We start from the raw sequence: 15,427 nt of genomic DNA on the forward strand, positions 1-15,427 counted from the left end.
AAAATAACTTTTGACCTTACCTCGTCTTTCAAATCATCTCTTGAAATTAAATTTTTCAGCATCATCTCTACTATAATAATTGTATAAAATTCGTTCTCTAAAGACAGCTTTTTACATTGGTATGCACTTTGCAACTCAAGTACTACAGAGGTCACTCTTCAAAATATTTTTATAATTCATAAAGGGGCAAATAATGAATAATAGTTTCGATACCCAACATCAGCTCACAATAAACGGTGAGCAATATCATATTCATTCTCTAAAAGGACTTGGCGACAAAGCGAAACGATTGCCCTTCTCCTTAAAAGTATTACTTGAAAACCTTCTTCGAAACGAAGACGGCGCAAATATTAAAGAACAAGACATTCAAGCCCTCCTTAATTGGGATCCTCAAGCAAAACCTGCATCTGAAGTTGCCTTTACTCCAGCTCGCGTAGTTATGCAAGATTTCACCGGTGTACCCGCTATTGTTGATTTAGCCGCGATGCGTGACGCAATGGAAAAACTAGGTGGCGATCCTGCAAAAATAAATCCGTTATCGCCAGCTGAACTTGTTATTGACCATTCGGTACAAGTAGATGGTTATGGTAATGATGGTGCATTTGATTTAAATGCCAAGCTTGAATATGACCGAAATAAAGAACGTTACGAATTTTTACGCTGGGGACAAACCGCTTTTGATAATTTAAAAGTAGTGCCACCAGCAACCGGTATTGTTCACCAAGTGAATTTAGAGTATTTAGCCCGTGTTGTTTTTAATGAAGAGCGCGATGGCAAAAAATTCGCTTACCCAGACACTCTCGTAGGTACCGACTCTCATACAACCATGATTAATGGCTTAGGTGTACTTGGTTGGGGCGTAGGCGGTATTGAAGCCGAAGCGGCTATGCTTGGTCAGCCAATTAGTTTATTGATTCCACAAGTAGTCGGTATGAAGCTAAGCGGCAGATTACCTGAAGGTACAACCGCAACCGATTTAGTATTAACAGTAACCGAAATACTGCGTAACCATGGTGTAGTGGGTAAATTTGTAGAGTTTTATGGTGACGGCCTTGCCGACCTACCACTTGCCGATAGAGCAACCATAGCGAATATGGCACCAGAATACGGCGCTACGTGTGGTATTTTCCCGATTGATGATGAAACCATTAACTACCTTCGCTTAACAAACCGCGACGAAAAACACCTAAAGGTAATTGAAGATTATGCTAAACACCAAGGTTTATGGCGTAACGATGGCGACGAAGCGAGCTACACCGATACACTCGAACTTAAATTAGACGATGTTGTACCAAGCCTTGCAGGCCCTAAACGTCCACAAGATAGAATTGCCCTAAATAAAGCGGGTGAAGTAATTGGCGAGCATTTAAAAGGCTTTCAAGATGAGCGTATGGCTCGTCGCGACAAAAGCGATGAAGAGCAAGCTCGTATTGAAAGTGAAGGCCCAACAACAAATCCAGATGAGCCAGTAGACGAAGCACAGTTTATGGGTGCCGCTAAAGTTAAATTTAAAGGCCAAGAGTTTGAGCTAAATGATGGCGCTTGTGTTATTGCCGCAATTACCAGCTGTACCAATACCTCTAATCCAAGTGTTATTTTAGCCGCAGGCTTAGTCGCTAAAAAAGCGAAGCAATTAGGCATTAATGTAAAACCTTGGGTTAAAACATCCCTTGCACCAGGCTCTAAAGTAGTTACCGACTACCTAGAAAAAGCAGGCTTGATGGACGACCTAGAAAGCCTAGGATTTAACTTGGTAGGCTATGGCTGTACTACGTGTATTGGCAACTCAGGTCCACTAGCGACTGAAATATCAGATGCGATTCAAAAGCATAAATTAGTGGTTAGCTCTATTTTATCGGGTAACCGTAACTTTGAAGGGCGTATTCACCAAGATGTGAAAATGAACTTTTTAGCCTCACCTCCACTTGTTGTAGCCTATGCCATTGCCGGCAGAACCGACATTGACGTATACAACGAACCCCTTGCGCAAGATGCTAATGGTAACGATATTTACCTTAAAAACATCTGGCCAAGCGTTAAAGAAGTGAGCGACCTAGTTAAAGAAACAGTAACTAAAGAAATGTTTGAAAAAAGCTACGCTAACGTTTACGAAGGCGATAGCCGCTGGCAGCAAATTCAAATACCTGATGGCAAACTTTATGATTGGGATGACGCATCTACCTACATTAAAAAAGCACCATTTTTTGATGGTATGAAAGTAGAACCTCCGGGTATTCCAACGATTGAGGGCGCACGTTGTTTAGCTAAGCTTGGGGATTCAGTAACTACTGACCATATTTCTCCAGCAGGTGCTATTAAAGCAGAAGCGCCAGCAGGTTTATACTTGCAAGAGAAAGGTGTAGAAAAATCGCAATTTAACTCGTATGGCTCACGCCGTGGTAATCACGAAGTAATGATGCGCGGCACGTTTGCCAATGTACGTCTTAAAAACTTACTTGCCCCGGGTACTGAGGGCGGTGTAACACGTACACAACCAGAAAACGATTTAGCAAGCATTTACGATGCAGCTATGGAGTATCAAAAAAATAATACGCCTCTCATTATTTTAGCGGGTAAAGAATACGGTACGGGTTCATCTCGTGACTGGGCGGCCAAAGGCTCACTTTTACTAGGCGTTAAAGCGGTTGTAGCACAAAGCTATGAGCGAATTCATCGCTCTAACTTAATTGGTATGGGTGTATTACCTCTGCAATTTAAAGAAGGTGAAAGCTACGAGTCACACGGGTTAACAGGGCAAGAACAATTTGATATTGATGGCCTGTACGATAAAACCGATGAAGTAACCGTTATTGCTACAAATGCCGAAGGTAAAAAAGTAACCTTGAGTGCTGATGTACGTATTGATACCCCTAAAGAGTGGGATTACTACAAACACGGCGGCATTTTACAATATGTACTGCGTAATATGCTCGACTAACAAAGACAGTAGTTAATACATCTAAAAGCCCAGTTTAGTAATAAGCTGGGCTTTTTTATATTTGCTGTTTGTTGTCTTAAATCAATGCTAAGCATTTAAAGCGTGCCTACTGAGGTAACTATGTCGCAAACAATGATAATTAGGCTGCTTAAAACATCAATAGTGCTTGGGTTGTGCCATATCGTGACTGCCCATACGTTAATTGTGTCGAACTACTTTACTGTCGAGCATGGTATTAAAGGAATAACTATAGCGGCGGCATGCATTGCTGTAGGCGTGCTGCTGTCGCTTCCCACTAAAATATATTTAACAGTATTATTGATGGAAGCCGAAAAACGTTATTTAAAAAACCATAAAAGCACTCACTCTAAATAATTAAAGTGCACTTAAATTATTAATTTCTTTATTACGTTTTTCTAGTTTGTCTTTTACATTTTCGGCGTCATTAAATAGCTTTTTAACCGAATCTGGGTTCAAAATACTGATCCCCTCTGGTGCAGCCGACATTGTATTTGTACTTGGAGAGGTATTTAAAATAGACGTGTCTTCTGCAGCAATAACAGTAATATCTTTAGGATCGAGTTTTACTTCAATACTTTTTGCATGTGGGTTAGGTGTATCAGAAAAGTGCCATTGGCCTGTTTCGTCTTGCCACTTAAAAATTTTACCACTTGAGGTAGCATTTGCAGCAATTGGTTCATCAGAAATACTGCTCGCAATTTTATCGCCAGCTTGCTGAACGCCCTGCACTGCTTGGTCCAAAGTACTGCTAGATAGCGCGACCATTCTTTCTTTAATTTGCTGAGATTCACTGCTAATTGATGATGCAGAAAGCCATGTTTGACCATCGGGCTTTTTTAAATAAAACAAAGAGATGACTGCAATAGCCATAATTGATATAGCTAAGTAGGTAAAGTATTTCATAGCGTTCCTGCTTTAATTAATCCTTTAATGCCTTGAGTCTAATAAAAAATACTTAATTAGGCAATTTTTTGTACCCGAATAAAAGAAAATAAAAACGCAGCCGAAGCTGCGTTTTTATTTGCGATTTAACTACATCGTAGTGACGTTAAATACCGTCACCATCCATGTGTAGTCCACATTCTCGGTTTAAACCAAAAAAGCGAGTTTCTTCCTCTGTCATTCCTGGTTCTAACTTACGTGTTGTATGTACGTCACCCATCGACACATAACCTTGTTCCCATAATGGGTGATAAGGTAAATCGTGCTTAGTAAGATACTGATACACGTCGCGGTTAGACCATTCAATAATCGGGTACACTTTAACGGTACCACGGCTTATTTCTACAAACTGTTTATCAGCACGTGTAGATGATTGATCGCGACGCAAACCACTAAACCACGTGCCCGCTTCTATCTCTTTAAGTGCGCGGGTCATCGGCTCAACTTTATTAAGCTGGTTATATTGCTTAATGCCGTCCTCGCCTTGCTCCCACAACTTACCAAACTTAGCTTCTTGCCATGCTGGGCTTAGCTGCGCTCTATACACCTTTAAGTTTAGTGATAAACGCTCACTCATTTGTTCAATAAACTGATACGTTTCAGGAAATAAATAGCCTGTATCGGTTAATACAACGGGAATATCTGGACGTTGTGAGGTCATTAAATGCAGCATTACTGCCGCTTGAATACCAAAGCTAGATGATAAAAAAGCCGTATTAGGCAAGTTATCAAGCGCCCATGCAACACGCTGTTCTGCGCTCATATTCGCTAGTAAACCATTAGCATCAGCTAACATAGCCGTTTGGCTTTGTTTATCTAGCTGTAAAATGTTTTTAAATTCACTCATGGTAAATTCCAAACCTCACCAGCGCCAAAGCGCTGGTATTTAATTAAGCGTGAAAATCGGTTACTGATACTTTTACTTCAGCAACAATGCCTTTGCGTATAACAAAGTCACCAAAACACTCACCGTCATTGCGCTCGCTTGCCCATTGGCCAATTAGCTTATCGAATGCTTCTAGGTAAACGTCTTCGCCTACGTTCTCAAGGTACAATTTAGGAATACGTGTGCCTTCTAAATTACCACCTAGGTAAACGTTGTACTTACCTGGGCCTTTACCCACTAAACCAGCTTCGGCTAGCATTGCGCGGCCACAGCCGTTCGGGCAACCAACAACGCGCATAATAATGCTGTCATCTGGTATACCGTGCTTAGCAAGTAATGCTTCAGTTTTTTCAACTAGGCTTGGTAAGTAACGCTCTGCTTCGGCCATTGCAAGTGGGCACGTTGGCAGTGAAACACACGCCATAGAGTTTTTACGTTGCTGCGAATCTTTGTCATCAATTAAGCCATGGCTACGTGCAATTTCTTCAATCACGGCTTTTTGATCTGCAGGTACACCCGCAATAATTAAGTTTTGGTTTGCCGTCATACGCATGTCACCTTGGTGAACTTCTGCAATTTTACGACAACCTGTTTTAAGCGGTTTGCCTGGGTAGTCTAAAATACGACCACTTTGAATGAATAGCGTTAAGTGATGCTTACCATCAATGCCTTCAACCCAACCAATGCGATCGCCTCGGTGAGTAAACTCAAACGGACGGCTTGGTGCAAACGTAACGCCTGAGCGTTTTTCTACTTCTGCTTTAAATACATCAACACCTACACGGTCTAGTGTGTATTTAGTTTTTGCATTTTTACGGTTTGAACGATTACCCCAATCGCGCTGCACAGATACAACATGCTCTGCAATTTTTAAGGTATCTTCTAGCGTAATAAAGCCAAAGTCATCAGCCTTACGCGGATAAGTTGCGGTATCGCCGTGCGTCATTGCAAGGCCACCGCCCACTAATACGTTAAAACCAACAAGTTTGCCGTTATCAGCAATTGCCACAAAGTTTAAGTCATTCGCATGCACATCAACTTCGTTGTTAGGTGGAATAGTTACCGTTGTTTTAAATTTACGCGGCAAGTAATTAGACCCTAAAATTGGCTCTTCTGTGGTTTCTGCTTTTTCGCCATTTAACCAAATTTCGGCATACGCTTTCGTTTTTGGTAATAAATGCTCAGAAATTTTTGCAGCCCAGTCGTAAGCTTCTTGATGTAACTCAGACTCAACTGGGTTAGTAGTACAAAGCACATTACGGTTAACGTCACCCGCTGTAGCAATAGAGTCTATACCTACGCTATCAAGCATTTGGTGCATGCCTTTAATATTAGGCTTTAATACACCATGAAACTGAAACGTTTGACGCGTTGTTAAACGAATACTGCCGTAGCTTGTTTTGTCATCTGCAAACTTATCGATTGCTAGCCACTGCTCTGGCTTAATAATACCGCCAGGCATACGTGCACGTAACATTACATTATGTAGCGGCTCTAGCTTTTGCTTAGCACGCTCACCACGTATATCGCGGTCATCTTGTTGGTACATGCCATGAAAACGAATTAGCTGAAAGTTGTCGGCAGTAAAACCACCAGTAATTTCATCTTTTAAATCTTTTTCTATGGTGCCACGTAAAAAGTTACTTTCTCTTTTCAAACGTTCGTTATCAGAAAGTTTTACGTTTTTATCTTGTTCGCTCATTTTAAATCCTAAATTTGTTACAGTGACGGCTGTTAGCTGTTAAATAAAATAAGAAACGTGATTAATACACGTCTTTCTGATAGCGGTTTGCGCTACGCAAATCTTTTAAGTATTGCTCTGCGTCTTCGTTACTCTTACCTGTGTTTTCTTTAACGATATCAAGCAAGGCGTTGTGTACATCTTTTGCCATACGATTTGCATCGCCACAAATATAAAAGTGAGCGCCAGCTTCTAACCATTCAAACACGTCTTTACTGTTACTGCGTAATTTGTCTTGTACGTATACTTTTTCGGCTTGGTCGCGGCTAAATGCAACATCTACTTTGTTGAGTAAACCCGATTTTAAATAACCCTGTATTTCTACTTGGTATAAAAAATCTTGAGTAAAATGTGGGTTACCAAAAAACAACCAGTTTTTGCCTTGCGCTTCACGCGAATCACGTTCTTGTAAAAATGCACGGAACGGCGCAATACCGGTACCTGGGCCAACCATGATCACAGGTGTATCATCGTTAGTAGGTAGGCGGAAATTATCGTTGTGTTCGCTAAATACTTTAACTTTACAACCTTCTTCAGCACGACGAGTTAAGTAACCAGTACAGCCACCTAAATGCTCGCTATCAAATGCATCAAACTGCACTAGACCTAGTGTTAAATGTACTTCGTCTTCAACTTCGCTTTGGCTAGATGCAATTGAGTACAAACGAGCTTGTAGTTTACGTAAGCAATCTACTAATGTTTGCGCATCAAGCTTTGCTGGGTTTTGGCGAATCACATCATATATTTGACGAGGCTCAATGTATGCGCGCATTGCCGTTTTATCTTCAACTAGTTTAAGCAGCTCTGGCGTGCCCGTAGCAGTTGCATATTTTTCTACAAAACCAGGGTATGACTGAGTCAGCTCTAGTTTTTCAATAAGTGCATCGCGTACGCTTAGCTCTTCATCACCTACTTTTACAATGCTTGTTGCATCAATTTGAGTAAGTGTAAGTACTTCATCAACTAATACATCGTCATTTAAAAAGTACACACCTAATGAATCACCTGGCGTGTAAGTAATGTCAGAACCTTCAAGCGAAATTTCAACGTGGCGTACATCTTTAGTCGAGTCGCGACCGGTAATTTTTTGAACAGTTAATAGCTCTGCTTCAAATGGATTTTGTTTTGTATATTGGCTTGCTGCAGAGGTTGGAGCGCCAAATGGCATTGATACAACTTGACCACCAGCGGCCTCTTGTTGCGCTTTTAAATCAGGTTCGAATGCGTCAATTGCGCCCGCAATCCATGTTGCAGCTTCTTCTTCATAATCTACATCTAAATCAGCACGTTGATATATGGTCTGTGCACCTAGTTTATTTAAACGCTCTTCAAAGTCTTTTGCTGTTTGGCAGAAAAACTCATAGCTAGAATCACCCAAACCAATAACGGCTATTTTTACATCGTCTAGTTTTGGTGCTTTTTTAGTTGCTAAAAATTCATAGAGTGTTTCTGCGTCTTCTGGTGGCTCACCTTCACCGTAAGTAGATACAACGATGGTTAAAAACTTTTCTTTTTTCAGGGCTGTTGGTTTGTAATCTGACATGCTAACCAATTTAACCGCTAAGCCGCGCGACTCAGCCTGCTCTTTCATTTTGCTTGCTACGCCTTTTGCGTTACCCGTTTGCGAACCATATAAAATAGTTAGCGCTGCAGCATCTCCTGCAGCCGGTACGCCAGCAGTGGGAGCACCTAATGCAGCTGAGTTAGCATTAGCGGCTAAGTAACCACTTACCCATGCTTGTTGAATTGGATTAAGCTCAGCCACTAAACCTTGCAGCTTTTGTACTTGATCTTGCGATAGCGGGCTTGCCGCAGCATTTAGTTGACCTAACAACATGAATCGATTCCCCATAACCCTGAAAATTAAACACAACACACTTTGTGTATTGTTAAAAATGAGTTTTACCTCATCCAGAGTGTATCTGTTGAGGTTTTCTAAGTATGCAGGATAACGGGCTAAGCATAGATAAAAAAAGAATAGAATCTGCTTTGATATTCCATTTAGTTATTAATTTATAAAAATACCTTCAAAAACAGTTTAAAGAGTAATTGTTGCCTTTTACTGCATTTTAAATTAACAATTTTGTAACCAAACTAATGTAGGGTATATTTTACTTTCAAAGTAAAAATAGGAACAATCATGTTACACGGGAAATATAAAAACAAATTAATTAGTACCGCTTTGTTACTGGGCTCATTACCTGTAATGGCCAATGTAACTAATGGCGGCTTTGAGCAATGGTCAGGTAATACACCTGATGCATGGACAACAATAGATGGCGGAATTAGCCTTTCACGATCCACCAGCACAGTTAAAAGTGGCAGTAGCTCTGCTGCTGTAAATGTAACTACAGGGTCGCAAAGTAACACCGATTTATTACAACAAGTTACTGTAGAAGCAGGTAAAACCTATAACTTTTCGGCTGATGTTTACCATACCGAAGGTAAAGTTAAGGCGCGCTTATATGTAGACGGCTACCAAGGCTATTCAAATCAGGCACAAACTAACCAATGGCAAACAGTTAGCCATAGCTATACAGCAAGCAGTGATAAAACAATTAGTGTTGGACTTAGGTTTTACGATGTAAGTGGATTTGATGGCAGCGAAACCGTATACGTAGATAACTTTTTACCAAACGCTGATGGCAGCGCATCAACAAGTTGTACCGACAATAGCCTTACCCTAACGCTTAATACCGATAATTACGGTAGCGAAACTAGCTGGGCCGTAAATAACAATCAAGGTAGCGCAATCGCTAACGGCAGTGGTTACGCATCAAACACACAATATGATGAACAAATATGCCTAACTGATGGTACATACGCACTAGTTATTAGCGACAGCTACGGCGATGGTATGTGTTGCTCAACAGGTAGTGGCAGTTATGCACTTAAGCAAGGCTCTACCACACTTGCAAGTGGTGCAAGTTTTAGTAACACCGACAGTACAGCATTTACTTTAGGCGGTGGCTCTGGTGATGGCGGCGGGACTAATCCAACACCCACAGGCTACTATGTTACTGCTCAAGGGTTATCGGGTTATACACTAAAAACTGAGCTTTATAATATTATTAAAGATCATAATGCACAGGGTTACTTGGCTATTTGGAATTTTTACGACTCATCAGCACGTGATAAATACTTTGAAAACGATAACAGCATTTTAGATATGTATAGTGAAAAACCAAACGGTTCAGATAGCTACAATTATACTGCTGTGAGCGATCAATGTGGTAACTATAGTGGAGAAGGCGACTGTTACAACCGTGAGCATTCATTCCCTAAAAGCTGGTTTGGCGGCACTATTGAGCCAATGAACTCAGATGTGCATCATATTTACGCAACCGACGGTTATGTAAACTCAAAACGTAGTAATTTCCCATTTGGTGAAGTAGCAAGCGCTTCATTTACATCAACTAACGGAAGTAAATTAGGTTCTGCAGCAAGTTCATTAAATTACTCTGGTACTGTGTTTGAGCCAATTGACGAATTTAAAGGTGACTTTGCTCGCGCTTATTTTTACATGGCAACGCGCTACGAAAATGTAATAGGCACTTGGCAAACCAAAACGACCTCAAGTAATGCAGTGCTTGATGGTTCAAGCAACAAAGTGTTTGAAAGCTGGGTCGTAGCCATGCTGCTTAACTGGCATAACAGCGATCCTGTAAGCCAAATGGAACTTGACCGTAACCAAGCAGCGTTTGAATTTCAAGGTAATCGTAACCCGTATATCGACCACCCTGAATTTGTAGAAATGATTTGGTAAAAGTTAGCTGTTAAAACATAAGCCTTTGCAATTGCAAAGGCTTTACCTTTTAACGTGTAATATTTTTAGAGATATGATGGTTTAAGCTAGTTATAAGAAACAATTGCGATAAGTGACTTTTCAGCTCTGTTTTTCATCAACGTTAAAAGTGAATGATGAAAATCTTGAAATATCACCTCTCCCCATATTCGCGAATAAATACCAAAGTTTGTATTATCTTGAACGGTAGTTGTTAACGTTAGAATTGTATTGCCGCTTTTATCTTCACTTAGCTGATAGCCCCCATAAAGTGGAGAAAAGTATTCACCGCCAAGTTTCACGTGTTTATCGAGTGCGTCATCGGGGATAGCATCAGGGTCTATGTCAAATCTATAAAGCATTTTTTTGTTTGGTTGCCAATCAGTAATTACCTCTTTAAATACAACTCCTTTTTGCCATTTACTCGTTCTAATTGCCCCAACACCCGTAGCATTCATATTTGCCTCTAAAGGTTTAGGTACACCTATTAATTGGGTAAGCGAAAATGGCAACTCTTGTGGCTCTATTGTGCTTACATTTGCAAGCTGCTGCCATACACGATTTATAGGTGCTTCAATAACCATAGAGTTGGTGACTTCGTACGTTTTTGATAAATTTAAAAAATTAACTTCAATAGGTGAAAGTAATACAGGAAGCAAAGCAATTGAAAGTAAAGAACGGTTAGCATTTTTTGTTTGACGATTATTAATAAAGCCTGCCAGTAAACCGCCAATACTTGCAAAGAGCATAAAGGCAGGTAATGCCATGGCCACACAAATACTGCCTTCAAGTAAAGTAATTACACTTACAAATAAAAAAACAAAAATAGGCTGCCAAGCAATCGTCACCATTTGCCTTTTAGTTAATGCTTTTGATTCGTTGTACTCAAAGTGAATACGAATATAGCCAATAGCAACAGGCACTAAAAACATAAATGATATAGAGACTAAGCTACCTAAATTATAAGCATTGACTAGCTCTACAAACAGCCGCATAAATATGCCGTAAAGCGTACCAAGTAAAATACCAATTGATTTAGGGGATTTGAGTTGCATCTCTATTCTTTATTGTTGTTATTAACAATCCGAAAGTAACAGAAGTATTATTTCACCACAAATAAAACGAAATTAACGGCTGCTACCAATAAGCTTTTCAAACAAAGCGGCTTTTACAGCCACTAAGACTAAAGGATAATAACCTGCCATTAACACTACTCCCCGCTATAAACAGTAATCAAACTCCTTAAAATAAAAAACAAGCAATTGATTTATAATAACTTTAAATCATTTTGTATAGTTTTATAATTTCTAACGTAAAGCTGACTGTCAGATTAACTGTATTAAAAACAACCATACACGACCTTTTGCCTATACATCCCAGCCTAAGAGCTGATTTACCCTGCATGTTCAATATTCATTTGCTTTAACAAAGCCGTATTTATTTGATTAAGCAACAATGTTGCAGGAGAACGCATGCAAACTACACCACCCGGTGATGCACCATCAAACACGCACAAAGATGCTCAAAGCTACGAGCAACTTCACAAGCCGAGTTCAGAGTTTAATACTCGCGACGAGTACCTCGAACATGAATTACAAATTATGCAGCCTAAGCGCTGGCGTCCTAATTTACCGTTTAGAGATTACCGATTTGAATTTGAAGACACTATACCTGCAATGGCGGGCACTATTGGTAAAGTCGTTATGGTGGGGGCTATTGCAGCAACCTTTGCGGCGCCTCTTGGTTTAAGCGATGCATTTGTTTTAGAAAATGTACGTTACGAATTACTCATTGTTTCTATTTTTATCATCTTATTCTCAGGCTTTATTTTACCAACAGCCAACTTGGCTGGTACTCACGGCCCGCTTATTCCGTTAATTCCTATTGTTGTTGCTGCTGGCGGTCACCCTATGGCGTTTGGCTTACTCATTGGTGCCTTTGGTTTTATTTTAGCCATAACCAAGGGAGGAAGTATGCTCGCGCGCCTAACCAGTAAAGGTGTATGTGGCGGGCTACTTATTTATTTAGGCTTTATTGGTACTATTTCGCAAGTTAAAAAGCTGTTTGCTTGGGCTGAAGCCATTGATATGGCACACATTGCGTTTATTGTTATTTTAGCCACCATTTTATTGTATGCGCTATTAGAGCACTTTAAAAAGCGTTGGTTAGCCGTGCCGTTAAGTTGCCTTATTGGTGGCGTGGTTGCCTTTGCCTTAGGCGCACCGTTTGAGTTTCATACTGCACCGGGTTTACCAAATATGAACCCAGCTTACTGGTGGGGCGAAAACACGGGTTGGATGCTAGGTTTACCAACGCTTGAAAGCTTTGTTGTTGTACTCCCATTTGCAGTGCTCGCCGTTGCTATGTGGTCTCCTGATTTTTTAGGCCATCAAGTATTTCAAAAAATAAGTTATCCGCAACGCACTGAAAAAGTACAAATGAATATCGACGACACCATGCTAAGTGCATCGGTTAGACAAACATTCGGCTCACTTGCCGGTGGTGCTAACTTTGCCTCCTCTTGGGGTACTTATATTGTGCCTGCCGCTATTGCTAAACGCCCTATCCCTGCTGGCGCTATTTTAACTGCATTATTTTGTATTATTGCTGGTTTATGGGGTTACCCTATGGATTTAGCAATTTGGCAGCCTGTATTGTGTGTAGCGCTTATTGTTGGTGTGTTTATCCCGCTACTTGAAGCTGGCATGGAAATGACGCGCGAAGGTAAAACGACGCAATCAGCCGCTATTGTGGTATTTGCTTCGACCTTAGTTAATCCTGCTTTTGGTTGGTCACTTACTATGCTACTTGATAACTTAGGGCTGATTGGCTGTAAAGAGCGCAGCGCTGAGTTAACTAAAATGAGCCGCTGGGTGATTCCACTTATTATGTTTGTGTTACTTACCACTGTAATGGCAATTGTAGGTATGTTACCTGGTATACCGGCGTTAATGGCTGACTTTAGGCATTAACCTTTAGCTACCACATCTCATATTTACCCACAAAAAAGCACGGCAATTGCCGTGCTTTTTAATACGTGATTTTTAATACACACGGTTAAGCAATTACTGCCAAGAACGCTCAGTCGCTAGTTGTTTTTCAAACGCATCAATTTGTGGGTTTAGCGTTTCGGTTACACCAATAAAGTCTAAACCACTTAACAAACGTTCTTTTACCTCTTTACTAATATCAAAACTAATTGGTGCAAACTTACTGCTTGTTAGTGTTTGATTTTCAAGGTCGATTTCAATGTTAATATCGTCGTGCTGCTCGCTAAGTACAAACAATTGCTCAAGCGTATCGGCAGGTAGCGCTATGGCTAACATTTGGTTGTTACCACAGTTATTAAAGAAAATATCTGCAAAGCTTTCAGCTAAAATCACTTCAAAACCATATTGCTTCAGCGCCCATGGCGCGTGCTCACGAGATGAGCCACAACCAAAGTTGTCGCGCGTTAATAATATTTGCGCGCCTTGGTAGCATGGGCGGTTTAAAATAAAGTCAGGGTTTGGCTCGTCGTTATCTAGGTAACGCCAATCATAAAACAATGCCGCATCAAAGCCTTCGCGGCTAGTTGATGTTAAAAACTGCTTAGGGATAATTTGGTCAGTATCTACATTGTTTTTATCAAGTGGGGCCATTAAGCCACTAAAAAATACGCTCATTAGGCTTCTCCTCTAATATCAACAAAGTGACCATGTATTGCAGCAGCTGCGGCCATTGCAGGGCTAACTAAATGAGTACGCCCGCCACGACCTTGGCGACCTTCAAAGTTACGGTTAGAAGTAGATGCACAACGCTTGCCTGCTCCTAGGCGGTCATCGTTCATCGCTAAACACATAGAACAACCCGGTTCGCGCCATTCAAAGCCAGCGGCTTTAAAAATATCGGCTAAGCCTTCGTCTTCGGCTTGTTTTTTAACTAAGCCAGAGCCCGGTACAATTAACGCCTCTATGCCGGCAACAACATGTTTGCCTTCAACAATTTTTGCAGCAGCGCGCAAGTCTTCAATGCGGCTATTTGTACATGAGCCAATAAATACCGTGTCTACTTTCGCGCTTGATAATTTATCGCCCGCTTTTAAATCCATGTATTTAAGCGCGCTGCGAATAGCGTCCGCTTTAATTAAATCAGGTTCTTGGTCTGGATCGGGTATGCACTCATCAACACCAATTACTTGCTCTGGGCTTGTGCCCCAGGTAATTTGTGGCTGAATGTCGTCGGCATTTAGCTCAACAACTAAATCAAAGTGTGCGCCTTCATCCGTTTTTAAAGTTTCCCAATATTCAACGGCTGCATCAAAATCTGCGCCTTTAGGTGCAAACGGACGACCTTTTAGGTAATCATAAGTAATTTGGTCAGATGCAATCAAACCCGCTTTTGCACCCATTTCTATGCTCATATTACATAGCGTCATACGGGCTTCCATTGAAAGTGCTTCAATGCCTGCACCACAAAACTCTGCTACATAACCTGTGCCACCAGCGGTACCTAACTTGCCAATTACCGCCATAATTAAATCTTTAGCCGTAACCGTTGGACGCAATACACCGTTAATTTGAATTTTTAACGATTTCGCCTTTTTTTGCTGTAGCGTTTGCGTTGCTAATACGTGCTCAACCTCAGACGTACCAATACCATGCGCTAATGCGCCAAACGCACCATGCGTAGAGGTATGGCTATCGCCACATACAATGGTTGTGCCAGGCAAAGTAATCCCTTGCTCTGGGCCCATTACGTGCACAATACCTTGATTAATTGAGTTTAAATCGTAAAGCACAATACCAAACTCTTTACAGTTTTTATCAAGCGCCATTAATTGGTTTTTAGATACTTCGCTTGCGGCATCAAGTGATCGGCTTTTAGTCGATACGTTATGATCCATCGTTGCAAAGGTTTTTTCTGGGCAACGTACAGTACGGTTTTTTTCACGTAGACCAGCAAAAGCCTGCGGAGAAGTAACTTCATGCACTAAATGGCGGTCAATATAAAGTAAGTCGGTTTGCTCGTTTATGCTGGCAACGGTATGTGATTGCCAAATTTTTTCGTATAACGTTTGGGCCACTTGCTAATTCCCTAATCAGTTTGAGTTGCAGCATAACGGTGCTGCAACTT

At 40.9% G+C, this 15,427-nt stretch carries 11 protein-coding genes; 4 read left to right on the forward strand and 7 right to left on the reverse strand.

From position 1 onward, the window contains the following. Window positions 1-193 precede the first annotated feature (193 nt). Complete coding sequence (gene acnA / locus H4J63_RS00450; protein ID WP_024600016.1) at window positions 194-2,938, forward strand: aconitate hydratase AcnA; 2,745 nt, start codon at window positions 194-196, stop codon at window positions 2,936-2,938. A gap of 120 nt (window positions 2,939-3,058) precedes the next feature. Beyond that, a complete protein-coding gene (locus H4J63_RS00455) occupies window positions 3,059-3,313 on the forward strand; it encodes a hypothetical protein (RefSeq protein ID WP_024603799.1) in 255 nt (84 codons plus the stop codon). On the opposite strand, the gene H4J63_RS00460 is transcribed toward H4J63_RS00455, so the two are convergent. From H4J63_RS00460 to H4J63_RS00475, 4 genes are all read right to left on the reverse strand, one after another. Next, window positions 3,314-3,862, reverse strand: coding sequence for a DUF4124 domain-containing protein (locus H4J63_RS00460; protein ID WP_024603798.1), 549 nt, complete (start codon window positions 3,860-3,862; stop codon window positions 3,314-3,316). Between the two features lie 145 nt (window positions 3,863-4,007). Next, on the reverse strand, window positions 4,008-4,748 hold the full coding sequence (locus H4J63_RS00465; protein WP_182193757.1) for a phosphoadenylyl-sulfate reductase: 741 nt from the start codon (window positions 4,746-4,748) through the stop codon (window positions 4,008-4,010). A 43-nt stretch (window positions 4,749-4,791) separates the two neighbouring features. Then, a complete protein-coding gene (gene cysI, locus H4J63_RS00470) occupies window positions 4,792-6,489 on the reverse strand; it encodes an assimilatory sulfite reductase (NADPH) hemoprotein subunit (protein WP_076926058.1) in 1,698 nt (565 codons plus the stop codon). A gap of 61 nt (window positions 6,490-6,550) precedes the next feature. Further along, a complete protein-coding gene (locus tag H4J63_RS00475; protein WP_182193759.1) occupies window positions 6,551-8,365 on the reverse strand; it encodes an assimilatory sulfite reductase (NADPH) flavoprotein subunit in 1,815 nt (604 codons plus the stop codon). 303 nt (window positions 8,366-8,668) lie between these two features. Here H4J63_RS00475 and H4J63_RS00480 point away from each other — a divergent pair, with 303 nt between their 5' ends. Then, the gene (locus tag H4J63_RS00480; protein ID WP_182193761.1) at window positions 8,669-10,294 is read left to right on the forward strand and encodes an endonuclease; all 1,626 of its coding nucleotides are present in this window, start codon (window positions 8,669-8,671) and stop codon (window positions 10,292-10,294) included. 86 nt (window positions 10,295-10,380) lie between these two features. Here the strand turns inward: H4J63_RS00480 and H4J63_RS00485 are convergent, their stop codons facing one another. Then, entirely contained in the window at window positions 10,381-11,367 is a 987-nt protein-coding gene (locus tag H4J63_RS00485) for a hypothetical protein (protein WP_154903735.1), read from the reverse strand. 417 nt (window positions 11,368-11,784) lie between these two features. Here H4J63_RS00485 and H4J63_RS00490 point away from each other — a divergent pair, with 417 nt between their 5' ends. Beyond that, entirely contained in the window at window positions 11,785-13,284 is a 1,500-nt protein-coding gene (locus tag H4J63_RS00490) for a DUF3360 family protein (RefSeq protein WP_007582201.1), read from the forward strand. Window positions 13,285-13,377: 93 nt separating this feature from the next. Here H4J63_RS00490 and leuD read toward each other — a convergent pair whose 3' ends face one another. Continuing rightward, a complete protein-coding gene (gene leuD / locus H4J63_RS00495; RefSeq protein WP_010555450.1) occupies window positions 13,378-13,977 on the reverse strand; it encodes a 3-isopropylmalate dehydratase small subunit in 600 nt (199 codons plus the stop codon). Continuing rightward, window positions 13,977-15,377 (reverse strand): 3-isopropylmalate dehydratase large subunit, encoded by a 1,401-nt coding sequence (leuC, locus tag H4J63_RS00500; RefSeq protein ID WP_101217610.1) that lies wholly within the window; start codon window positions 15,375-15,377, stop codon window positions 13,977-13,979. The genes leuD and leuC overlap by 1 nt, the downstream gene beginning before the upstream one ends. Between the last annotated feature and the right edge of the window lie 50 nt (window positions 15,378-15,427).

This window comes from Pseudoalteromonas sp. 5Ae-yellow (genome assembly GCF_014077565.1).
In the GTDB taxonomy this organism is placed as follows: domain Bacteria; phylum Pseudomonadota; class Gammaproteobacteria; order Enterobacterales; family Alteromonadaceae; genus Pseudoalteromonas.

What these genes read in the sequence shown, in the direction of transcription:
- H4J63_RS00465 (WP_182193757.1), bottom strand. Translation starts at nt 4,748, where the DNA reads ATGAGTGAATTTAAAAACATTTTACAGCTAGATAAACAAAGCCAAACG.
- H4J63_RS00455 (WP_024603799.1), top strand. Translation starts at nt 3,059, where the DNA reads ATGTCGCAAACAATGATAATTAGGCTGCTTAAAACATCAATAGTGCTT.
- H4J63_RS00490 (WP_007582201.1), top strand. Translation starts at nt 11,785, where the DNA reads ATGCAAACTACACCACCCGGTGATGCACCATCAAACACGCACAAAGAT.
- cysI (WP_076926058.1), bottom strand. Translation starts at nt 6,489, where the DNA reads ATGAGCGAACAAGATAAAAACGTAAAACTTTCTGATAACGAACGTTTG.
- H4J63_RS00475 (WP_182193759.1), bottom strand. Translation starts at nt 8,365, where the DNA reads ATGTTGTTAGGTCAACTAAATGCTGCGGCAAGCCCGCTATCGCAAGAT.
- H4J63_RS00480 (WP_182193761.1), top strand. Translation starts at nt 8,669, where the DNA reads ATGTTACACGGGAAATATAAAAACAAATTAATTAGTACCGCTTTGTTA.
- leuD (WP_010555450.1), bottom strand. Translation starts at nt 13,977, where the DNA reads ATGAGCGTATTTTTTAGTGGCTTAATGGCCCCACTTGATAAAAACAAT.
- H4J63_RS00460 (WP_024603798.1), bottom strand. Translation starts at nt 3,862, where the DNA reads ATGAAATACTTTACCTACTTAGCTATATCAATTATGGCTATTGCAGTC.
- H4J63_RS00485 (WP_154903735.1), bottom strand. Translation starts at nt 11,367, where the DNA reads ATGCAACTCAAATCCCCTAAATCAATTGGTATTTTACTTGGTACGCTT.
- acnA (WP_024600016.1), top strand. Translation starts at nt 194, where the DNA reads ATGAATAATAGTTTCGATACCCAACATCAGCTCACAATAAACGGTGAG.